Origin of the sequence: Micromonospora sp. WMMA1947, from assembly GCF_027497355.1 — a bacterium.
In the GTDB taxonomy this organism is placed as follows: Bacteria; Actinomycetota; Actinomycetes; order Mycobacteriales; family Micromonosporaceae; genus Micromonospora.
In genome coordinates this window covers 2,092,372-2,113,924 of sequence record NZ_CP114909.1, presented here as the reverse complement: position 1 = coordinate 2,113,924, position 21,553 = coordinate 2,092,372, and the positions used below count along the sequence as shown (strand labels likewise).

At 72.1% G+C, this 21,553-nt stretch carries 17 protein-coding genes; 15 read left to right on the top strand and 2 right to left on the bottom strand.

Annotated features, from left to right (window positions below; translation table 11 throughout):
• Positions 1-107 precede the first annotated feature (107 nt).
• From O7604_RS10205 to O7604_RS10165, 9 genes are all read left to right on the top strand, one after another.
• On the top strand, positions 108-1,940 hold the full coding sequence (locus O7604_RS10205; protein WP_269703494.1) for a Wzz/FepE/Etk N-terminal domain-containing protein: 1,833 nt from the start codon (positions 108-110) through the stop codon (positions 1,938-1,940).
• Positions 1,937-2,944 (top strand): DUF3048 domain-containing protein, encoded by a 1,008-nt coding sequence (locus O7604_RS10200; protein WP_269703493.1) that lies wholly within the window; start codon positions 1,937-1,939, stop codon positions 2,942-2,944. The genes O7604_RS10205 and O7604_RS10200 overlap by 4 nt, the downstream gene beginning before the upstream one ends.
• On the top strand, positions 2,941-4,425 hold the full coding sequence (locus O7604_RS10195) for an O-antigen ligase family protein (RefSeq protein WP_269703492.1): 1,485 nt from the start codon (positions 2,941-2,943) through the stop codon (positions 4,423-4,425). Before O7604_RS10200 ends, O7604_RS10195 begins: the two co-directional genes overlap by 4 nt.
• Positions 4,425-5,630, top strand: coding sequence for a hypothetical protein (locus O7604_RS10190; RefSeq protein ID WP_269703490.1), 1,206 nt, complete (start codon positions 4,425-4,427; stop codon positions 5,628-5,630). Before O7604_RS10195 ends, O7604_RS10190 begins: the two co-directional genes overlap by 1 nt.
• Positions 5,631-5,646: 16 nt before the next feature.
• Positions 5,647-6,510 carry a sulfotransferase domain-containing protein gene (locus O7604_RS10185; RefSeq protein WP_269703488.1) on the top strand — a complete coding sequence of 288 codons (864 nt, stop codon included), beginning with the start codon at positions 5,647-5,649 and terminating at the stop codon, positions 6,508-6,510.
• Positions 6,477-8,090 carry a polysaccharide biosynthesis C-terminal domain-containing protein gene (locus tag O7604_RS10180; RefSeq protein WP_269703486.1) on the top strand — a complete coding sequence of 538 codons (1,614 nt, stop codon included), beginning with the start codon at positions 6,477-6,479 and terminating at the stop codon, positions 8,088-8,090. The genes O7604_RS10185 and O7604_RS10180 overlap by 34 nt, the downstream gene beginning before the upstream one ends.
• Positions 8,091-8,118: 28 nt before the next feature.
• Positions 8,119-9,051, top strand: coding sequence for a sulfotransferase (locus tag O7604_RS10175; protein WP_269703485.1), 933 nt, complete (start codon positions 8,119-8,121; stop codon positions 9,049-9,051).
• A gap of 141 nt (positions 9,052-9,192) precedes the next feature.
• The gene (locus tag O7604_RS10170; protein ID WP_269703482.1) at positions 9,193-10,236 is read left to right on the top strand and encodes a glycosyl hydrolase; all 1,044 of its coding nucleotides are present in this window, start codon (positions 9,193-9,195) and stop codon (positions 10,234-10,236) included.
• Positions 10,237-10,454: 218 nt separating this feature from the next.
• Positions 10,455-13,511, top strand: coding sequence for a malectin domain-containing carbohydrate-binding protein (locus O7604_RS10165; protein WP_269703481.1), 3,057 nt, complete (start codon positions 10,455-10,457; stop codon positions 13,509-13,511).
• 94 nt (positions 13,512-13,605) lie between these two features.
• Here O7604_RS10165 and O7604_RS10160 read toward each other — a convergent pair whose 3' ends face one another.
• Positions 13,606-13,998, bottom strand: coding sequence for a CBS domain-containing protein (locus tag O7604_RS10160; RefSeq protein ID WP_269703478.1), 393 nt, complete (start codon positions 13,996-13,998; stop codon positions 13,606-13,608).
• A 112-nt stretch (positions 13,999-14,110) separates the two neighbouring features.
• On the opposite strand from O7604_RS10160, the gene O7604_RS10155 reads away from it, so the two are divergent.
• The 4 genes from O7604_RS10155 (at position 14,111) to O7604_RS10140 (ending at position 17,120) form a co-directional block, all read left to right on the top strand.
• A complete protein-coding gene (locus O7604_RS10155; protein ID WP_269703476.1) occupies positions 14,111-14,566 on the top strand; it encodes an NUDIX domain-containing protein in 456 nt (151 codons plus the stop codon).
• A 70-nt stretch (positions 14,567-14,636) separates the two neighbouring features.
• Positions 14,637-15,368, top strand: a complete 732-nt coding sequence (locus O7604_RS10150) for a phosphocholine cytidylyltransferase family protein (protein ID WP_269706965.1) — start codon at positions 14,637-14,639, stop codon at positions 15,366-15,368.
• The gene (locus O7604_RS10145) at positions 15,356-16,423 is read left to right on the top strand and encodes an iron-containing alcohol dehydrogenase family protein (RefSeq protein WP_269703473.1); all 1,068 of its coding nucleotides are present in this window, start codon (positions 15,356-15,358) and stop codon (positions 16,421-16,423) included. Before O7604_RS10150 ends, O7604_RS10145 begins: the two co-directional genes overlap by 13 nt.
• Entirely contained in the window at positions 16,398-17,120 is a 723-nt protein-coding gene (locus O7604_RS10140; protein WP_269703472.1) for a CDP-alcohol phosphatidyltransferase family protein, read from the top strand. Before O7604_RS10145 ends, O7604_RS10140 begins: the two co-directional genes overlap by 26 nt.
• 392 nt (positions 17,121-17,512) lie before the next feature.
• Here O7604_RS10140 and O7604_RS10135 read toward each other — a convergent pair whose 3' ends face one another.
• Positions 17,513-18,772 carry a glycosyltransferase family 4 protein gene (locus O7604_RS10135; RefSeq protein ID WP_269703470.1) on the bottom strand — a complete coding sequence of 420 codons (1,260 nt, stop codon included), beginning with the start codon at positions 18,770-18,772 and terminating at the stop codon, positions 17,513-17,515.
• Between the two features lie 80 nt (positions 18,773-18,852).
• On the opposite strand from O7604_RS10135, the gene O7604_RS10130 reads away from it, so the two are divergent.
• Together O7604_RS10130 and O7604_RS10125 are read left to right on the top strand one after the other, a co-directional pair.
• Positions 18,853-19,713: a DNA-formamidopyrimidine glycosylase family protein gene (locus O7604_RS10130; RefSeq protein WP_269703468.1), complete on the top strand. Its 861-nt coding sequence runs from the start codon at positions 18,853-18,855 to the stop codon at positions 19,711-19,713.
• A 324-nt stretch (positions 19,714-20,037) separates the two neighbouring features.
• Positions 20,038-21,546: a sugar transferase gene (locus O7604_RS10125; protein WP_064448099.1), complete on the top strand. Its 1,509-nt coding sequence runs from the start codon at positions 20,038-20,040 to the stop codon at positions 21,544-21,546.
• The last annotated feature ends 7 nt before the right edge of the window (positions 21,547-21,553 follow it).

Genomic DNA, 21,553 nt, shown 5'->3' with positions numbered 1-21,553 from the left:
TGAGCAGACTTTCCCTCGTCGTTCGGATCGGGGACACTCAAGGCCACGGTCAGGTCCAGCTGTGCCGTGGACTGCCCGGCTCGGTCGAAAGGGAGCGACAGACTCTGATGCCCTCACCCCATTTGGCCGAGAGCGACGCCGACGGTCTTGCCCTGATGGCCTACCTGGGCTGGCTGCGCCGCCGCTGGTGGATCCTGCTGCTCGCCGCGGTCCTCGGGCTGGGCGGTGGGCTGGCGCTGAGCCAGGTCCAGGAGGCGCGCTACACCTCGACCACGTCGCTGCTCGTGCGCCCGCTCGGCTCGGGCGCGGAGAACAACCCGAACGCCAAGGTCAACCTCGACACCGAGGCCCAGGTGGTCCGTTCCCTGGTGGTGGCCGAGCGTGCCAAGGCGCTGATGAAGGTCGACACCGGGGCCGACCAGCTCGTCAAGTCGGTGACCGTCAAGGTGCCGCCGAACAGCCAGATCCTGCAGGTGGCGTACGAGGCGAACAGCGCCGAGGGCGCCCAGTCCGGTTCGCACGCGTTCGCCCAGGCGTACCTGGACCTGCGCAAGGCCACCGCGCAGAAGACGCTGGAGAACGAGACCAACGCGCTCAAGCAGCAGATCGCCGGCCTCCAGAAGGAGCTCAGCGCGGTCGCCGGGCGGATCGCCGCGTCCCCGTCGAACTCGCCCGAGCGGGAGCGGGCCGAGGCCGAGCGGAGCGTCCTGACCAGCCAGATCACCAACCTGAACAACCGGCTCAGCCCGCTGGTGTCGGCCGGCTCCGACCCCGGCGAGATCATCTCCGACGCCCGGCTGCCGGAGCGGCCCAGCTCGCCGAACCGCACGCTCAACCTCGCCAGCGGCATGGGCGCGGGCCTGCTGCTCGGCATCGTGCTGGCGCTGGTGCTGGACCGGCTCGACACCCGGATCCGGCGCGGCCGTGACATCTCCGACCGGGTCGGCGTGCCGCTGCTGCTGGAGCTACCGGTCCGCACGCCCTCGCTCGCCGTCCTGCCGGCCACCCACCGGGTGTCCCGCGAGCTGGGCCGGCTGCGCAACGTGCTGCTGTCCGCCGTGCCCGAACCGGCACAGGGCGGACGCGGCCGCCAGCTGCTGCTCTGCGACGCCTCGGCCGGCACCGCCGCCGGGTTCGTCGCCGCCAACCTCGCCGCCGCGTACGCCCGCACCGGCCAGCAGGTCGCGCTGATCACCACCAAGCACGACTCGATGGTGGGCACCATCACCGGCGTGGCCGAGGGGCGGCACAACCTGGCCTCGGTGCTGCGCCGCGACGTCCCCCCGCTCAAGGCGCTCGCGCCGGTGCCGGGCCTGGGCCAGCTCCGGGTGCTGGTGCCGGGCGACCTGGACGCGGAGGTCGAACTGCCGGTCGCCGGGCTGCTGGAGATCATGCACGAGCTGTCCGCGCGCTTCGACCACGTGATCATCGAGACCGCCCAGCCCACGTTCGCCGTGGAGGCCCAGGCCCTGGGCCGGTACGTCGACGCCGTGATCATGGTGGCCGAGGCGGGCAAGACCCGTAGCGGCGAGATCACCGCCGCCCTGCAGCAGTTCGAGCAGGTCAACGCGCCGGTGATCGGTGCCGTGCTGGCCCCGCGCCTGCCCGCACCGGCGGCCGGCGCCGCCCGGCCGGCGTCCTCGGGCGGTTCGGGCACGTCGGGCGCGTCGAGCACCCCGCCGGCACCGGCCGCCCGGCCCAAGCCGCGGCCGAGCCCCGGCCCGTCCGCCGAGTCGACGATGGTGCTGCCGCGCATGCAGTCGTCCCGGCCCGGCCCGGCCAAGCCGGCACCCGGCAAGGCCACCCCGCCGCCCAGCCCGGGCAACCAGGGCGTGCCGGGCAAGCCGGTGCCGCTCAACGGCACCGGCGGCACGTACCGCTCCCGGGGTGACGGCGACGGCCGCAGCTACGCCCTCGACTCCGGCGAGGACCTGGGGTGAACCGCCGGCAGATGCTCCGCGCCGCCATCGCCCCCGCCGTCGTCCTCGGCGTCGGTACCGGGTGCAGCGAGCCCGAGCCCAAGCCGGGCAAGATCCAGGTGGTGGACCCGGGCGACGTCACCGCCTCGCCGTCCGGGGCCAGTGCCTCGCCGACCCTGCCGACCGGCCCGCTGACCGGCGCGCCGGTCGGCACCCCGGCCGCCGCGACCCGCCAGGCGGTCGCGGTGCCGCTGCGGGTGAGCCCGGCGACCACCCCGGCCGGCCTTGAGGCCGCCGATCTGGTCTACGCCGAGTTCGCCGAGTCCGACACGCTGCACCTGACCGCCGTGTTCCACTCCAGGGACGCCGCCAAGATCGGCCCGGTCACCGAGATCCGGCCGGTCGACATCCGGTCGCTCGCGGTGCTGCGCCCGTTCGTCGGCTACGACGGCGGCCCTCCCGGCTTCCTCACCCAGTTCGAGAACTCCGACCTCGACGGCGTCACGCCCGACGACGACAGCAAGGTCTTCTCCGGCGACTACACGTCGACGGCCGCGCTGCTCAAGGCGGCCCCGAAGGGCGGCCAGCCGCCCACCCCGCCGATCGATCACGCCGGCGAGGGCGACGCGCTCGCCGCCCGCGACCTCGCCCCCGCCACCGAACTCACCGTCACCGTCGCCGGCGGCCCGCCGATGGTCTGGCGGTACGACCAGGCGAAGTCCCTCTGGGCGGCCAAGGTCGGCAAGGTCACCGTGACCGCCGCCGCCGTCATCGTGCTGACGATGGAATACCGCACGCTGGACGTCCGCAATCCGTCCCCGCGCTCACTTCCCTCGGCGAACGTCTTCGGTGAGGGCGCGGTGCTGGCGGTGTCCGGGCCGAACAGCGCGAAGGGCCGGTGGCGCAAGCCCGGCCTGGGCATGATCTGCACGCTCGCCGACACCGGCGGTGACCTCCTGCACCCCCAGCCCGGCAACGCGTGGGTCATCTACGCGCCGACCACCGCCAAGGTCTCCGTGAAATGAGCACCGCCACCCCGCCCCGCACCGCGCGCGGGACGGTCCCGGTCGGGGCGGTCTCACCGCCGGACGGGAACCGCCTCCGGCCGGTGACGGCGCGGCCGGAGAGCTGGTCGTGGCGGCTGCCGACGGCATGGCCGCTGATCTCGGTCTTCCTGCTGTACCCGCTGTGGTGGGTGCTCGGCGTGTCGAGTTTCGTCTTCGTCATCTTCGCGGTGCCGATGGTGGCGCAGATGCGCAAGCGGGGCCCGATCCGGGTGCCACCCGGCTTCGGGATCTGGATGGTCCTGCTGCTCTGGGTGTTCCTGTCGGTGCTCACCCTCGACCTGACCGCGCCGAACACGCTGCCGCCCGGCGGCAGCGGCAAGTACATCGGCTGGGGCATCCGGCTCGCCAACTACGTCGCCATGACCGTGACGATGCTCTACGTCTACAACCTGCGGGAGCGGGAGCTGTCCCAGCGGCGGATGGTCCGGCTGTTCGGGTTCATGGGCGTGGTCGTGGTGCTCGGCGGCTGGATCGGCTCGCTGTTCCCGAACCTCAAGTTCGTCGCGCCGCTGCGCTTCGTCCTGCCCCAGTCGATCGCCGGGCACCCGTACGTCACCTCGCTCATGGAGATCAAGTTCGCGCAGGTGCAGCAGGTGATCGAGGGGGAGGCCAGCTCGCCCCGCCCGTCCGCGCCGTTCACCTACACGAACTCGTGGGGTCAGAACACCGCGATCCTGCTGGTCTGGCTGATCGTCGGCTGGGTCGTGCTGGGCAAGCCGCTGCGCCGTACCGCTGGCGTGGCGATCGCGCTGGCCGCGATCTTCCCGATCGTCTACTCGCTGAACCGGGGCCTGTGGATCGGTCTCGGCATCGCCGCCGCGTACGTCGCGCTGCGGCTCGCGCTGCGCGGCCGGATGGTGGTGCTCGGCGGGCTCGCCCTGGCGGTCGGGCTGATCGGGGTGCTGATCGTCGCCACACCGCTCGGCCGCACCTTCGACGAACGCCTCCAGAACGGCCACAGCGACGACATCCGGACCACCCTGTCCCAGGGCGCGGTCACCGCGGCCAACCAGTCGCCGGTCCTCGGGTACGGCGGCAACCGGGCGCTGATCGGCAGCAACCGGTCCATCGCCATCGGCAAGTCCGAGGACTGCAAGCAGTGCGGCAACCGGGAGCTGGGCAGCAACGGCCAGGTCTGGGCGCTGCTCGTCGGGCAGGGCTGGGTCGGCGCCATCTGCTACAACGCGTTCTTCCTCTACTGCATCTGGCGCTACCGGCGCGACCACAGCGCCATCGGGATCGCCGGCACGCTCGTGCTCATCCTCATGCTCTTCTTCCAGTTCACCTACGGTGCGATGGAAGCGACACTCGCCTACGCCCTGATCACAGTCGCCCTGCTGGCCCGCAACGACCGGATCCGCCGGTCGCTGGCGCCGGAGCCACCCCAGGGCACGATCGCCGGGCTACGGGCCCGACTGGAAACGACCGGTGACCGCTGATGGTGTTCCGCGTACCCCCGGACGGCGACGGCCGTGCCGCGTACCTCGGTGAACTGGCCGGGCTGATCTGGCCCGCGCCGGCCGAGCCCGGCCTGCGCCGCGGCGGCGCCGGCTGGGTGGTGGTGCCGTCCGCGTCCCGCCCCCGGCTGCTGGTGCCGACCGGCTCCGGCCGGGCGGCGGCGAGCGCGGTCCGGCACTCCACCGAGGCGGTCGGCCGCAAGGCCAAGCTGGTCCGGCAGGGGCTGTCCACCGCGTTCCGGCTCGGGCTGGGCCCGATGGTGTTCCGCGACCGGCTGGTGGTCGACGGCGGCGGGCTGGACGCGTACCTGACCGAGGTGCTCGGCGAACCGGCCCTGGTCAGCCTGCACATCGGGCCCGCCCGGGCGAACCGCAAGCCGGTGCTGCAACTGCTCGCCCCGGACGGCCGGGCCCTCGGGTACGCCAAGCTCGGCGTCGACCCGCTGACCCGCGCGCTGGTGCACGCGGAGGCGGACGCGCTGCGCCGCCTCGCCGAGGTGCCGCTCGGGCCGGTGGTGCTGGCCGGGGTACGCCATCACGGCGACTGGCACGGCCACGCGCTGCTGGTGCAGGAGGCGCTGCCGGTACGACTGCCCCGGGCCACCCCGGCCGCCGCCCAGGCCGCCGAACGCGCGGCCATGGTGGCGGTCGCCGGCTGTCTCGGCGTACGCCGGCAGTCCTGGGCGGGCAGCGGGCACGCCGCCCGGCTCACCGCGGCGGTGGACGCGCTCGGGCCCCGGCCGGAGGCCGGACGGCTGCGTGCGGCGCTGAAGTCCGTCGCGGACGCCGACCCGATGGTGGCGTTCGGCGCCTGGCACGGGGACTGGAACGGCGGCAACAGCGCGGTGCTCGCCGACGGCCGGGTGCTGGTCTGGGACTGGGAACGGTTCGAGGCCGACGTGCCGGCCGGCTACGACGCGCTGCACCTGGCGGTGCAGGGCGCGATGAGCCACGACGGGGTGGAACCCGTCGAGGCGGCCCGCGCGCTGATCGCCGGCGCCGGGGCCACCCTGGCGCCGTTCGACCAGACCGGTGGGGGCGCCGATCTGGTCGCCGTGCTCTACCTGGTGGAGCTGGCGGCGCGCTATCTGCGTGACCGGCAGGCGGAGGCGGGTGCGCGGCTGGGGCACGTCGACACCTGGCTGCTGCCCGCGGTTGAGGAACACCTGGCCCGCCGGGCCGGCTGAGTTGAGGAGTGGGGACGTGACGCTGGCCAAGGAGCAGGCGCTCCGCGCGGTGAAGTCGGTGAGCCGGACGGTCGGCCGCTTGACCGCCGGTTCGCGGATGGTGCCGGGATTCCTGATCGTGGGGGCGCAGCGCTGCGGCACCACCTCGCTGTTCAAGACGCTCTCGCAGCATCCCGGTGTGCTGCCGCCCGCGTACCACAAGGGCGTGCACTACTTCGACATGGACTACCACCGGGGGATGAGCTGGTATCTCGGGCACTTCCCCACCACCGGCAAGGCCGAGGCGGTGAAGGCCCAGATCGGGGTACGCGGGATCACCGGCGAGTCCAGCCCGTACTACATGTTCCACCCGCTGGCCGGGCAGCGCATCGCCCGTGACCTGCCCTCGGTGAAGCTGCTGGTGCTCCTGCGCGACCCGGTGGAGCGGGCCTACTCCGCGCACTCGCACGAGCTGGCCCGCGGCTACGAGACCGAGGCGGACTTCGAGCGGGCGCTCGCGCTGGAGGAGTCGCGTACGGCCGGCGAGCGGGAGCGGATGATCAGCTCCGCGTCGTACGCCAGCGAGCACCTCCAGCACAACGCGTACCTGGCCCGGGGCCGCTACATCGAGCAGCTGGAGCGCCTGGAGGCGCTCGTCGGCCGGGACCGCATGCACGTCATCGACAGCGACGACTTCTTCGCCGACCCGCGCCCCTCCTTCGACGCGGTCTGCGACTTTCTCGAGCTGCCCCGCTGGGCCGACATCGCGTTCGGCAAGCACAACTCGCGCTCCCGTTCGCCCATGTCGGCGGAGCTGCGGGCCCGGCTGGAGGACCACTTCGCGCCGTACGACGAGCGGCTGGCGACGTGGTGGGGACGCGTGCCGTCGTGGCGGCGGTGACCCGGCCCGACGCCGGCGGCACCCCGACGCTCACCGCACCGCCCCCCGGACCGGGCGCGGGGCTGGGCGGCGCGGCCCGGCAGGGCTTCGCCAACCTGGTCGGGGTCGGGCTGGCCGCGGTGGCCGGGTTCGGCCTGAACATCGTCATCGCCCGGGGCTGGTCGGTCCGCGAGGCGGGCATGTTCTTCGCCGCTACCAGCGCGTTCATGATCGCGGCGTCGGCGGCCCGGCTCGGCACCGACGTCGGCACCGTCTACTTCGTCAGCCGCCAGCGCACCCTCGACCGCCGCGACCAGATCCGGGGCACGATCCTGGTCGGGTTGCTGCCGGTGCTCGTGGTCGGCACGCTGCTCGGGCTGGCCGGCTGGCTGGCCGCACCGGCGCTGGCCCGGGCCACCATGCCGGAGGCCGGGCCGGAGGCGGTCACCGCGCTGCGCATCCTGCTGGCGTTCGTGCCGCTGGCCGCGCTGAACGACTACGCGCTCGCCGCCTGCCGCGGCTTCGGCCAGATGCGCCCACTGCTGACAGTGGAGCGGCTCGGTCGCACACTCGTGCAGTTCCTGGGCGTGGCGGTGGCCGCCTGGCTCGGCCTGTCCGCCACCGTCGGGCTGCCGCTGGCCTGGGCGGTGCCGTACCTGATCGCCGCGGCGGTCGCACTGCTCTGGCTGAGCCGGCTGGTCGGCCGGGCCGGTCGGCAGGTGACGCGGCCGGTGTCGGCGCGCGAGCTGGCCGGGCCGTTCTGGCGGTTCACCGGCCCTCGCGCGATCAGCAGCCTGGCCGCGATCGTGGTGCAACGGCTGGACATCGTGCTGCTCAGCGCGTTGCGCGGGCCGGCGGACGCGGCGATCTACACGGCGGCGACCCGGTTCCTGGCGCTGGGTCAGCTCTCCAGCGTCGCGCTGTCCAGCTCGGTGCAGCACCGGCTGGCCGCCGCGTTCGCCCGTGACGACCGGGCCGAGGCGGGTCAGCTCTACCAGGTCGCCACCGGCTGGCTGGTGATCCTCTCCTGGCCCGCGTACCTGATCTTCGCGGCCTTCGCCACGCCGATGCTGGCGCTGTTCGGAGGCGACTACGCCGACGGCCGCGCGGTAGTGGTGCTGCTGGCGCTGACCATGCTGCTGGCCACCGGGTGCGGCATGGTCGACATGGTGCTCAACATGGCCGGGCGCACCGCGTGGACGTTCTACAACGCGATGACCGGCACCGTGCTCAACGTGGTCGGGAACCTGGTGTTCATCCCGCGGTACGGCATCCTCGGCGCCGCGCTGGCCTGGACCGTCTCCATCCTGGTCACCAATCTGGTGCCGCTGACCCAGCTCTGGTGGTCGATGCGGCTGCACCCGTTCGGTGCCGGCACCCGGGCCGCGATGGCGCTCGCGGTGGTCACGCTGGGCCTGCCGCTCGGCGCGGCGACAGTGCTCGGCGCCGGTACGCCGATGCTCGCGCTGGTGGCCCTCGCCGGGCTGGCCGCGTACGCGGCGGGTGTCTGGCGCTGGCGGCGCACGCTGAACCTCGACGCGCTGCGTGCCCTGCGCCGTGGCCGCAACCGGGCCGGGGCGGACCCGGCCGCCCAGTCCTGACCGATCCTGCGCACCGATGGGACCTTCGATGACCAGCGACTCCCCCCACGCCCCGCACTCCGGCCTGTCCACCGTCAAGGCCGCGAAGCTCGCCGCGGTCGGCCTGCTGGCGGACCGCAAGGAACGCCGCGAGCTGGAACGGCCGGTGGAGGGGGGCGGCCGCCGGCTCACCCTGAAGGTGGAGCGGCCGATCTTCATCCTGGGCGCCCCGCGCTCCGGCACCACGTTCCTCGGCAGTTGCGTGGGCGCGCTGCCGGACGTGTCGTACCACTTCGAACCGCGCCTGACCAAGGCGGTCGCCCGCTGTGTCTACGAGGGAAGCTGGACGCCGCAGCGGGCGGCCCGCTACTTCCGCGGCTACTACGGCGCGCTGCTCGCCGCGTCCGGGCACGGCGGGCTGCGCTTCGCCGAGAAGGACCCGGAGAACTGCTTCATCGTGCCGTTCCTGACCGAGGTCTTCCCGGACGCGGTCTTCCTGCACGTCTACCGGGACGGGCGGGACGTGGCGGTGTCGCACGCCGAGCAGCCCTGGCTGAACGCCGCGTCCACCGGCAGTGGCCGCAGCGGCCGGGGCGGTACGCCGTGGGGCGCCGCGCCCCGGTTCTGGGTGGAGCCGGAGCGGCGTGAGGAGTTCACCCAGGTCTCCGACCTGGGCCGGTCGGCCTGGATGTGGCGGCGGTTCACCAGCAGCGCGCTCACCCAGCTCGCCGAGCTGCCCGCGGAGCGGGTACGGCACCTGCGGTACGAGGACGTCGTCACCCGCCCGGCCGAGGCGGCCGAGACCGTGGCCGACTTCCTGGAGGTCCGCGACCCGGCCGGACGGGAGGCGCTGCACGCCCGCTTCGCCAAGGCCCGGCCGGGCTCGGTGGGACGCTGGCGGCAGCGACTGACCGAAAAGGATCTGGCCGATGTGATGGCTCAGGCGGGGCCGCTGCTGGCACAACTCGGCTACCCCGCCTGAGGGCCGCGTCACAGGTAGAGTGCCAGGGGTCGCCCGCCCGGCCCGGCGTGCCTCTCCGCCCCCGCGGATCCGTCAGGGCCCTACCGTGGCCGGCGACCGTCCTGGGGAGAGGTTGCGGTGGTACGACGGTTACGACTGACGATGGCTGCCGTGCTGGGCCTGGCCTTCCTGGCCCCGGCCGTGGCGGCCTGTGACATCGGCTCCGAGGGGTCCGGCGAGACGACGAAGGCCGCGCCGCCCCCACCGACTGTGACACCGCGGACCGCACCGGTCCGCACGACAGGGCTCGGGCCGGAGCCGCCGGAGAAGGGGGCCTGGCTCGGCACCTGGGTCAAGCCGCAGTTCCACAACGCCAGCGGGCGGGTCGCCGCGTTCGACGATTTCAACCGGGCGGCCGGCGGCAAGCTCGCCATCGCGCACATGTTCCACGAGTGGAACGAGCCGTTCCCGAGCGCCACCGAGAAGTTGTACCAGGGCCGGGGCAAACTCCAGATGATCTCGTGGCAGGGCACCGACACCCGGTCCACCGTCAGCGGCGTCTACGACTCGCTGATCCGGCAACGCGCGAAGGACATCAAGGAGTTCGGCGTCCCGGTGCTGCTGCGCTACCGGTGGGAGATGGACCGGCCGAACCTGGCCGCGAGCATGCACTCGCCGGAGGACTACGTCGCCGCCTGGAAGCACGTGCGCGGCATCTTCACCGAGATGGGCGTGACCAACGCGGGCTGGGTGTGGTGCCCGCACGCCGACGGGTTCGCCGAGCCGCAGCGCCGGGCCGCCGCCTACTATCCCGGCGACGACCAGGTCGACTGGCTCTGCGCGGACGTCTATCCCAGTCCGGAGTGGAACAGCTTCTCCAACCGGATGGACCACTTCATGGCGTTCGCCAAGAAGCATCCGCGGCCGGTCATCATCGGCGAGTACGGCCTGACCCAGGAGGGGCGGCCGGGCCAGCGGGCCGAATGGATGCGCGAGGTCGGGCCGTACCTGAAGAAGCACCCGCAGATCAAGGCGGCGGTCTACTTCGCGGCCCGGCAGACGGAGAAGCCGATCTACGACAGCACGTTCGGCAACGACCCGGAGAGCGAGCAGGTCTTCCGGGAGATGGCGGCCGATCCGTACTTCCAGCCGCCGATGCCCGACCTGAGCGTTTCCTCAGCAACACCCTCCGTGTCCGACGAGTGATCGTCGCTCGTCTTTTCGTGTGACCGGGGGCGTTTCCTCGGTCAAAAAGGCCGAACCCGGGTGGACGGGCGACGGCCGAATGCGAGAAGGTATTGCTCTCACGTCTGCGGTCGGTCGAGTGACGCCCCGCCTCATGTCGGCACCGACCACGATCGCAGCGCCTCCGACGTTTCCCCCCGGAGTAGCCTGTGGCTTCCTCGATCCTGAGACACCGCTCGGTGTCCGCATTCGGCGCTGCCGTGCTCGGCATCGCCACCTTGTTCACACCGGTGCCGGCGCTCGCCGCGCCGGCCACGGCGCCCGCGCCCGACCACAGCACGACGGTCGGCGAGGTGCCCTCGGACAAGACGCCGAACATCAACGACGGCAACGTCCTGGCCATCCACGACGCCGGCAGCAAGGTGATCGTCGGCGGCTCGTTCACCAACGCGCAGAACCGGGGTTCCTCACCCACCCCGGTCGACCGCCGCGGTCTGCTCGCCTTCGACAAGGCGACCGGCAAGATCGACAACGCGTTCGCGCCGGTGCTGGACAACGACGTCACCGCCATCATCGCCGGCCCGACCCCCGGCACGGTCTACGTCGCCGGCAAGTTCAACAAGGTCGGTGACAAGAACTTCCGCAAGCTGGCCCTGCTGAACGTCGCCGACGGCACCCCCGTCGACGGGTTCAAGGGCCCGGCGTTCAACGGCACCGTGAACGACATCGCGCTCATCGACGGCCACCTGCTGGTCGGCGGCATCTTCACCACGGTGACCGCGACGACCACCCGCAACGGGCTGGCCTCGCTGAACCCGACCACCGGCGCGGTGGACGACTACCTCACCGTGTCGCTGACCGAGAACCACAACTGGACCCCGACCAACAACGGCGCCTCCGCCGGTGTCGGCGTGGAGAAGTTCACCGTCTCGCCGGACGGCAAGCACCTCGTGGTGATCGGCAACTTCAAGAAGGCCGACGGCGTCGTGCACGACCAGATCGTGCGGATCAACCTCGGCGAGAGCTCGGCGACCGTCTCCGACTGGAACACCGACGGCTACTCCGCGGCCTGCAAGTACACCGCGTTCGACTCGTGGGTGCGCGACGTCCAGTTCTCCCCGGACAGCAAGTACTTCGTGGTGGTCACCACCGGCGCGTCGTACCCGGGCACGCTCTGCGACTCCGCGGCCCGCTGGGAGACCGCCGCCACCGGCCCCGACCAGAAGCCGACCTGGACGAACTTCAGCGGCGGCGACACCTTCCTCTCCGTCGGCATCAGCGAGAAGGCCATCTACGTCGGCGGCCACTTCCGCTGGTCGAACAACCCGCTCGCCCGCGACAAGGCCGGACCGGGCGCGGTGCCGCGGGCCAGCATCGCCGCGCTCGACCCGGTGAGCGGCCTGCCGCTGTCCTGGAACCCGGGCCGCCACCCGCGCGGCTACGGCGTCACCGAGATGCTGGTGACCCAGGAGGGCCTCTGGCTCGGCAGCGACCAGGAGTACATCGGCAACTTCGACTACCAGCGCAAGCGCATCGCCTTCTTCCCGCTGGACGGCGGCAGCACGCCGCACTCGACCAGCACGAAGGGCCTGCCGGGTAACGTCTACCAGGCCGGCCGCGCGGCGCAGACCGAGGTGCTCTACCGGGTCAACGCCGGTGGTCCGGCCATCCCGGCGACCGACGGCGGACCGGACTGGGCCGCCGACAGCGCCACCGAGCCGAGCCCGTACCACAACACCGGCAACCAGGTCACCAGCTACACCACGAACGCGACGTTCGACCCGACCGTGCCGGCGAGCACGCCGGCCACGCTGTTCAACACCGAGCGGTGGGACGAGTCGACCGCCCCGGACATGCAGTGGGACATCCCGGTCGCGGCCGGCACCCGGGTCGACGTCCGGATCTACATGGCCAACCGCTGGTCCGGCACGAGCAAGCCGGGCGCCCGCAAGTTCGACGTCAGCATCGACGGCGTGCTCAAGCTGAACGACTTCGACCCGGTCGCCACCGCCGGCGGAACCGACCGCGGGACCATGCAGTCCATCTCGGTGGTCAGCGACGGCGTGGTCGACATCGACTTCGGCCGGGTGCTGCAGAACCCGCTGCTGCACGGCATCGAGATCGTCAAGACCGCGCCCACCCCGGACGCCTCGGACGTGCTCTACCGGGTCAACGCGGGCGGCGACCAGCTCGCCGCGCCGAGCGGCCCGGCCTGGGCCGCGGACACCGCCGCCGCGCCGAGCACCTACCACAACGCCGGCAACCAGGTGACCAGCTACACCACCAACGCCACGCTCGACGGGACGGTGCCGTCGGGTACGCCGGTGGAGCTGTTCAACGCGGAGCGGTGGGACGAGTCGCCCGCGCCGGACATGCAGTGGGACTTCCCGGTCCCGGCCGGGACGCCGGTGCAGGTGCGTCTCTACCTGGCGAACCGCTGGTCCGGCACCGCCACCGCCGGCAAGCGCAAGTTCAACGTGTCGATCGACGGTGTGGTCAAGCTGAGCAACTTCGACCCGATCGCCGCGATCGGCGCCACCAACCGGGGCACCATGCGGGCGTTCCCGATCACCAGTGACGGCAACATCGACATCGACTTCGGTCGCGTCCTGGAGAACCCGCTGGTGCAGGGCATCGAGATCGTCAAGCTGCCCCCGGTGCCGCCGGCCACCACCGTCGACAGCATCACCAAGCGGACGTACGACGGCGCGACCTCGGTCGGCAACGCGATGTCGGTGCCGAACGGCGACAACACCGGCTGGTCGACCATCAAGGGCGCGTTCTGGGTCGGCGGTGACCTGTTCTACGGCGTCGGCGGCGACCTCTACAAGCGCTCGTTCGACGGCAGCGAGTTCGGCACCCCGAAGAAGCTGGACCCGTACCACGACGCGAAGTGGGACCTGGTGGTCACCGGCTCCGCGCCGGAGGGCTCCACGTACGCCGGCATGACCGGCAACTTCTCCGCGGAGCTGCCGAACGTGACCGCGATGTTCTACAAGAGCGGACGCATCTACTACTCGCTGGCCGGTCAGAGCACGCTGTTCTGGCGCGGCTTCGCGCCGGACACCGGCACCGTCGGCGCCGAGCGCAACACGGTCACCGGCACCACCGCCTTCGCCGACGCGGGCGGCCTGTTCCTGGACGCCGACACGCTCTACGTCGTCTCCCGGAGCACCGGCAACCTGTCCACGATGGCGTGGTCGGACGGCGTGCCGACCGGCTCCGCCACGGTGCGCAGCGGTCCGGGCGTCGATGACGTGGACTGGCGCGGCACCTCGGTCTTCGTCGGCCCCTGACGGGCGGGCACGACCGAGAACAGATACGACGATGGCCCGGCCGATATCGGCCGGGCCATCGCCCTTTCTCCGGCGCCGGTCGCGCCGGAGAACATCAGGTACGGGTCGGCGCGTGCTGTCCCGCCCAGACCCGCATCAGGTCCCGTACCGAGATCACTCCCGCCACCTCCCGGCCGTCGAGCACGACCAGGTGACGGAACCCGCCCCGGGCCATCGCCGCGGCTGCCTCCTCGACCGTCCAGTCCGGGCCGGCGTAGACGACGTCCCAGGTCAGGTGTGCTCCGGTGCGCTCGACATCCGGGTCGAGCCCGGCGCCGATCGCCTTCAGCACATCTCGTTCGGTCATGATCCCGACCCCCTCGGAGTCCGGGTCGATCACGACCGCCGACCCGACACCGCGGGCCGACATCATCCGGGCCGCCTGCCGGAGCGTGTGCTCCGGCCCGACCACGAGTACCTCGTTGGACATCGCTTCCCGTACCTGCATCACACATCACCCCTGTGGGACGGCGACTGAGTACGGACATGGTGGGCCCTCGATGCGTACCGGGACAAGAACGGGCATCGCCGGATACGGCCCGGATGGCTACTGTCGGAGGGTGCCCACCGAGCCCCTCCGCTGCACCGGCGCGCTGATCGTCGACGACGACGGCCGCATCTTCATCCAACGCCGGTCCCCCGATCGGCGCCTCTTCCCGAACTGCTGGGACATCGTCGGCGGCCACCTCGAACCGGGCGAGGAGATCGACGACGCGCTGCGCCGGGAGGTCACCGAGGAGACCGGCTGGGCCGTGTCGCACGTGCTCGGCCTGGTCGGCGAATACCGCTACACCGCCGACGACGGACTGACCCGGATCGAGACCGACTTCCTGGTCCGGGTGGACGGCGACCTCAGCCGCCCCCGGCTGGAGGCCGGCAAGCACACCGAGTTCCGCTGGCTGGCCGAGTCGGAGATCGCGCTGCTCGACGAGCACCGCGACGTCAACGACGGGCTGATCCGGCGGATCGCGGAGGACGGCTTCGCCGCGCTGCGCTCGATCGGGCTGACGGGCTGAACCACGGCGGGTCCGCGTCCGGCGATATCCTCGCCGGGTGGAATCGGGTCGAGAAGAGGAGCGTGTCGGCATGATCGGGATGGTGCTCGCCGCGGGAGCGGGGCGCCGGCTGCGGCCGTACACCGACACCCTGCCCAAGGCCCTGGTGCCGGTCGACGGGGAGACCACCATCCTCGACATCGCGCTGCGCAACCTCGCCGAGGTGGGGCTGAACGAAGTAGTGATCGTGGTCGGCTACGCGGCCGACGCGGTGCGGGAGCGCCAGACCGCCCTGGAGGAGAAGTACGGCGTCACGCTCACCCTGGTCCACAACGACAAGGCCGAGGAGTGGAACAACGCGTACTCGCTCTGGCTGGCGCGGGAGCACTTCTCCCGGGGCGTGCTGCTCGTCAACGGCGACACCGTGCACCCGGTGAGCGTGGAGAAGACGCTGCTGGCCGAGCGCGGCCCCGGCATCCTGCTCGCAGTGGACACCCTCAAGCCGCTGGCCGAGGAGGAGATGAAGACCACCTTCGACGCGGCCGGCCAGCTCACCCGCATCACCAAGCTGATGGACCCGGGCGAGGCGTACGGCGAGTACATCGGCGCGACGCTGATCGAGCCGCAGGTGGCGGTGCCGCTCGCGGACGCCCTGGAGGCGACCTGGCGACGCGACCCGAACCTCTACTACGAGGACGGCTACCAGGAGTTCGCCGAGCGCGGCGGCGAGGTGCGGGCGGCCCCGATCGGTGACGTGTCCTGGGTCGAGGTCGACAACCACGCCGATCTGGCCCGGGCGCGGGAGATCGCGTGCCGCTACTAGCCCGCAGCGTCCTCACCCCGCTGCACATCGACGTGCGGCGGGGCGCGGTGGCCGACCTGGCGTCGATCCTCTCCGACGGGCGGATCTCCGCCGGTGGCGACGTCGCCGTGGTGGTCGGGCCGGGGCAGGGCGAACGGATCGCCGAACTGATCCGGCCGTCGCTGCGCTCGGCCGACGTGTTCACGGTGGCCGGGGGCACGCTCGACGCCGCCGACGACCTGGGGGCGAAGCTGCGCGCCCGGTCGTACGACGCGGTCGTCGGCATCGGCGGCGGCAAGACCATCGACGTGGCCAAGTACGCCGCGACCCGGCGCGGTCTGCCGATGGTCTCGGTGGCGACCGCGCTGGCGAACGACGGCATCGCCTCCCCGGTGGCGAGCCTGATCACCGAGGGCCTGAAGGGCTCCTACGGCGTGCATATCCCGATCGCGGTGATCGTGGATCTAGACTTCGTGGAGGCCGGGCCGGAACGGCACAACCGGGCCGGCATCGGCGACGTGGTGAGCAACATCAGCGCCCTGGCGGACTGGGATCTCGCCCGCCAGGTACGCGGCGAGCGCGTCGACGGGCTGGCCGCCTCGCTGGCCCGGGCCGGCGCGGAGGCGGTGCTGAACCATCCGGGTGACATGAGCGACGACGCGTTCGTGACGGTGCTGGCCGAGGCACTGATCTCCAGTGGCCTGGCGATGGCGATCGAGGGCACCAGCCGGCCGTGCAGCGGCGGCTGCCACGAGATCATGCACGCGGTCGACGCGCTGTTCCCCGGCACCGCCTCGCACGGCGAGCTGGCCGGGCTCGGCGCGCTGTTCTGCACGTACCTGCGCGGCGACGAGCGGCGGTTCGCCGACATGGCGGCCTGCCTGACCCGGCACGGACTGCCCCGGCTGCCCGCCGAGGTCGAGCTGACCGACGACCAGTTCGTCGAGGCGGTGCAGTTCGCGCCGGCCACCCGGCCGGACCGCTACACCATCCTCGAACACCTCACGATGTCGGCTACCGAGACGCGGGAGCGGCTGGCAGACTACGCCGGTGCCCTCCGCGACCACATTGGCTGAGCCCCGCCCCACCGTCGCCGACTTCCACCGGGTCAACCGGGGAGGCGGCCTGTTCAGCGAGTCGATCAGCCAGTGGATCGGGGCTGCCTTCGCGCTCGCCGCCCAGCGCCTGGGGTTGCGCCCGACCGCGCTGACGCTGACCAACCTGGTGCTGGGGCTGGCCGCCTCGATCACCGTGGTGGCGCTCGCCGACGACGTGGCCGCCGGCACCGTACCGGCCTGGGCAGTCGGGCTGTTCGCGCTGGTCGCGTGGCAGATCGCGTACGCGCTGGACTGCGCCGACGGGCAGCTCGCCCGGGTGACCGATCAGCGCAGCACGGCCGGCGCCCGGATCGACGTGCTCTGCGACGTGGCCGCCCAGATCGCGCTGGTGGCCGCCATCGGCGCGACAGCCGTGGCACAGCGCCCGTCCACGCCGGTGTGGCTGGTGGCGGTGTTCGCGGGCACCTGGATGGTCAACCTGGTGACGTCGGTGATGCAGTCCGGGCCTAACGCGGCGAGCATGGTCACCTCGACCTCGCTCCCGGTACGCCTCGTGAAGCTGGTCCGCGACTACGGTGCGGTGATCTTCGTGGCCGGTCTGGTGCTGGCCTTCGCGCCCGCGCTGGCGTTCTGGGTGATGGTGGCGTTCACCGTCGTCAACGGCGGCTTCCTGCTGGCGAGCATCGCCTTCTCCGCCCGCGCCTCCCTACGCTGAAGCCTTCTCCCGCCCTCGCCCCGCTCCGCCATCGTGGTCAGTGAGAAGGCCACCATGGCGGACGCGCCGATGGCCCCGCGCGGCCGATCCCTTCTGTCGCCGCACCGGACGTCGGTCACTGATAGTGATGCCCCTGCGAGGGCGGGCGGTTCGCCTTCGGCGCCTTTGCTCTGCAGCCATAAGCGCACCAGGAACTCTCGGTCACTGCCGCGTCGATGGCTGCAGAGCAAAGGGGGCGGACGGGCATCTACCGGCGAAGCCGGCTTCTAGGCATTCGAGCAGCTCGAGCCATGATCGATGATCGAGGGCACGGATCGACGAGAAACCGCCCGTCACAGATGGTGACCGACGCAGATGCGCACCTACCAGTAACGCAAAGTGGTCAGATCGCGTCAGGCGCGGCTCTGCAAGCCCGCGTAGATGTCGATCAGGCGCTTGGTGATCACGTCGGGGTGGAAGGTGCGCTCGTAGCGGGACCGGGCCGGACCAGCGAGCATTCCCGCCTCGGCGGCGGCCAGCGGCAACGCTGCGGCCAGCGCGTCCACCTCCGGCGCCACCACCCAGCCGGCTTCGCCGCGCTGCACCCCGGCCGGCAACGCGACCCGCCCGTCGCCCGGCGCCGCGGTGGCCACCTCGGCCGGGCCGGTGCCGGCGGGCTCGCGCGGGCCGTCCGCGCCCACCAGATACGGGATGCCGCCGAGCGCGGTGCCGAGCACCGGCCGCCCGGACGCCAGCGCCTCGATGATCACCGTGGGCAGCACGTCGTGCCAGGTGGAGGTGGCCAGCACCACGGAGCTGTCGGCCAGCACGGCGCGTACCCCGGAGCGGTCGAGCTGGCCCAGGTAGTGCACGTCGGGCCGTTCGGCGGCGGCCGCCTCGGCGAGCGGACGCAGCTCGCCGTCACCGGCGATGCGCAGCGGGCCGAGCGCGCCCACCGGGTGCCGCCGCCACGCCGAGAGCAGCAGGTCCAGGCCCTTCTCCGGGCTGAGCCGCCCCATGAAGAGGAAGCCGTTCCCGGCCGGCGCCGGGGTGCCCGGGTCGGGTACCGCGTTCGGCTTGACCACGATCCGCTCGTCCGGGATGCCGTAGTCGCGCAGATGATCAGCGACCGCCGTGGTGAGCGCGATGTACCGGTCCACCGACTTCCAGGTCGGGCGGTGCACGGCGAGCGTGGTGGCCATCAGCGCGCTCTGCGCCCGGGAGTTGCGGTAGCAGCGGTGCACGATCGCCGGCACGCCCAGCGCCCGGCCCCGGCAGTCCTGGCAGATCACGCCGTCGCGGAAGTACAGGCCCGAGGAACAGACCTGCCGGTAGTTGTGCACCGTCTGCACCACCGGCACCCCGCGCCTGTGCGCGGTCCGCACCACCCAGGGCGAGAGCAGGGGGTACGGGTTGTGCAGGTGCAGCACGTCCGGCCGGTGCTCGGTGAGCAGGCGGTCGAGGTCGTGCTGGGCCTTCGGCGCCCAGATCGGCGAGATCGGCAGCAGCGCCTTGGCCGGCTTGGACATCGACGGAATCTCGTCGGAGCTGCGCAGGAACGGCAGCACCTCCACGCCGGCGGCGGTGAGCTGGGCGATCTCCGCGTCGACGATGGTGTTCTCGCCGGAGGGCTGGGCTTCCCGATACCGGTTGTGCGCCACCACGATTCTCACAGAGCTCGCCTTTCGTTCGCGACTGCGGGACTCGCAAGCTCATTCCTCGCGCTCACGGGAAAGAAGGCTACCGTTGGACGATGCCCGAACTACCGGAGGTGGAAGCGCTCGCCGGTTACCTGCGCGAGCGTGCGGTGGGCCGCCGCGTCGAGCGGTTCGAGGTCGCCGCGATCAGCGCGCTCAAGACGTACGACCCGCCGCCGAGCGCGGTCGCCGGCCGCGCCGTGACCGGCGCCGGCCGGTACGGCAAGTTCCTGGACGTCCGGTTCGACGAGGGCCTGCACCTGGTGGTCCACCTGGCCCGGGCAGGCTGGCTGCACTACCGGGAGGCGTTCCCGGCGGCGACCCCGCTGCGGCCCGGCAAGGGCCCGATCGCGGTGCGGGTACGCCTCGACGACGGCTCCGGCTTCGACCTGACCGAGGCGGGCACCCAGAAGAAGCTGGCCGCCTATCTGGTCACCGACCCGGCGCTGGTGCCGGGTGTGGCGAAGCTCGGGCCGGACGCGCTGGAGGCGGATCTGCCGACCTTCGCCGAGCGGCTGCGCAGTCGCCGGGGCCAGGTGAAGGGCGTGCTGACCGACCAGTCGGTGCTCGCCGGGGTGGGTAACGCGTACTCCGACGAGATCCTGCACACGGCGCGGCTCTCGCCGTTCGCGATCACCGACCGGCTCACCGACGACCAGCTCGCCGGCCTGCACGCGGCCACGCGGACGGTGCTCGGCGACGCGGTACGCCGGTCCATGGGGCAACGGGCCGCGGAGCTGAAGGGCGAGAAGCGCTCGGGCCTGAAGGTGCACGCCCGCAAAGGGCTGCCGTGTCCGGTCTGCGGCGACACGGTGCGTGAGGTCTCGTTCGCCGATTCGAGCCTCCAGTACTGCCCCACATGTCAGACCGGCGGGAAGCCGCTGGCTGACCGAAGGTTGTCCCGTCTCGTACGGTGAGTAATGGCATTCGCCGGTTACCGAGCGGAATCGACCGGCGATCGCCGAAGGTCCGGTCCGCCCCTCTACCCGAGCCGTCATCCATCGGTATAGTGGCTCGGTCCCCGGCTTCACAACTGATTCGGAGCCGGCCAGATCTCACCGAGCACCAGCGGCACGGCTTCTTCGCGGGGGCCGGTCCGGGCCGGGCCCGCGTGGGAGACTGGGACGGTGAGCGACCCGGATCCTCACGGCGAGTGAGGGTGCGGGTCATGCGGGAGGACATGGGTTGAGGTGACGACAAGCCTCCAGCGCCCGGTAACCGACAGAGGCCGGAGCAAGAGCGTGCGGCACGTCGACAGCTTTGAGATCCAGCCGCCGACTCCGCCGTCGCACAACGGCGTACCCCGGTCGGCGTGGGCCCGCGCCCGGCGCCGGGTCTCCCGGTGGCACCGGCCCTACATCCTGTTCCTGCTGCTGCTCGACTTCGGCGCGGCGGCTCTGGCCAGCTTCCTGGCCGTGCAGATCTTCGAGCAGGCCGACTCGGGCTTCCGCAACTCCCCGCAAGCCTGGTTCTACACCGTGGCGTTCGTGCTCCTGCCGCTCGGCTGGCTGCTCTTCCTCTGGGGCAACCGGGCCTACGACCGGCGCTACCTGGGGCTCGGCCCGGACGAATTCAAGCGGGTGATCCGGGCCGGCGTGGCGGTGGCGGCGGCGGTCTCGTTCATCGCCTTCGCCACGAAGACCTACTCCCTGTCCCGGTGGACGGTCGGCTTCGCGCTGCTCGGCGCGATGTTGCTGATCGTGCTCGGCCGCATGATCGCCCGGGCCGCCCTGCACGGGCTGCGCCGCCGGTTCGGGCACGCCGGGCACCGGATGGTGCTCGTCGGCACGCTGCCCGAGTGCCTGGAGGTCTACACCACGGTCACCCGGCACCCGTCGGTCGGCCTGATCCCGGTGGCCATCCACCTCACCGACGGGTACGCCGCCGCCCGCGGCCTGGAGACCCCGGTGCCGGTGTACGCGGGCCGCGACGTGCTCGCCCTGGTACGTGAGGTCGGCGGCGACACCATCGCGGTCTGCGGCTCGGCCAGCGCCGAGCCGGGCGAGCTGCGCCGCCTGGCCTGGCAGCTGGAGGGCTCCGGCGTCGACCTGGTGGTCGCGCCCCAGCTCACCGACATCGCCGGTCCCCGGGTGCACATCCGCCCGATCGAGGGCCTGCCGCTGCTGCACGTCGAGGAGCCGACCCTGTCCGGGCCGGCGCTGCTGGTCAAGAACCTGATGGACCGGGTGGCCGCCGGCCTGGGCCTGCTGATGCTGGTCCCGCTCTTCGCCGCCATCGCCCTGGCCATCCGGATCTCGGACCCCGGGCCGGTCTTCTTCCGCCAGCCCCGCGTCGGGCACGAGGGGCGGACGTTCCGGGTCTGGAAGTTCCGGACCATGTACGTCGACGCCGAGGAGCGGCTCGCCGGTCTGGTCGACCGGAACGAGACCGACGGCATGCTGTTCAAGATGAAGCAGGACCCCCGGGTCTTCCCGGTGGGCCGCTTTCTGCGGGCCACGTCGCTGGACGAGCTGCCCCAGCTGATCAACGTGCTGTGGGGCGAGATGTCGCTCGTCGGCCCGCGCCCGCTGCCCGCCGACGACGGCGACTTCCTGGGCGACGTACGCCGCCGGCTGCTGGTCCGGCCGGGCATGACCGGGCTGTGGCAGGTGTCCGGCCGCTCCGACCTGTCCTGGGACGAGGCGGTCCGGCTCGACCTCTACTACGTCGACAACTGGTCGCTGGCGTACGACCTGAGCATCCTGTGGCGGACCGTGGGCGTGGTGCTGGCCCGCAAGGGCGCGTACTAGCGCTACC

Coding starts and splice junctions, on each gene's coding strand:
- O7604_RS10205 (WP_269703494.1), top strand. CDS start 108: ATGCCCTCACCCCATTTGGCCGAGAGCGACGCCGACGGTCTTGCCCTG.
- O7604_RS10195 (WP_269703492.1), top strand. CDS start 2,941: ATGAGCACCGCCACCCCGCCCCGCACCGCGCGCGGGACGGTCCCGGTC.
- O7604_RS10190 (WP_269703490.1), top strand. CDS start 4,425: ATGGTGTTCCGCGTACCCCCGGACGGCGACGGCCGTGCCGCGTACCTC.
- O7604_RS10175 (WP_269703485.1), top strand. CDS start 8,119: ATGACCAGCGACTCCCCCCACGCCCCGCACTCCGGCCTGTCCACCGTC.
- O7604_RS10170 (WP_269703482.1), top strand. CDS start 9,193: ATGGCTGCCGTGCTGGGCCTGGCCTTCCTGGCCCCGGCCGTGGCGGCC.
- O7604_RS10160 (WP_269703478.1), bottom strand. CDS start 13,998: ATGCAGGTACGGGAAGCGATGTCCAACGAGGTACTCGTGGTCGGGCCG.
- O7604_RS10150 (WP_269706965.1), top strand. CDS start 14,637: ATGATCGGGATGGTGCTCGCCGCGGGAGCGGGGCGCCGGCTGCGGCCG.
- O7604_RS10130 (WP_269703468.1), top strand. CDS start 18,853: ATGCCCGAACTACCGGAGGTGGAAGCGCTCGCCGGTTACCTGCGCGAG.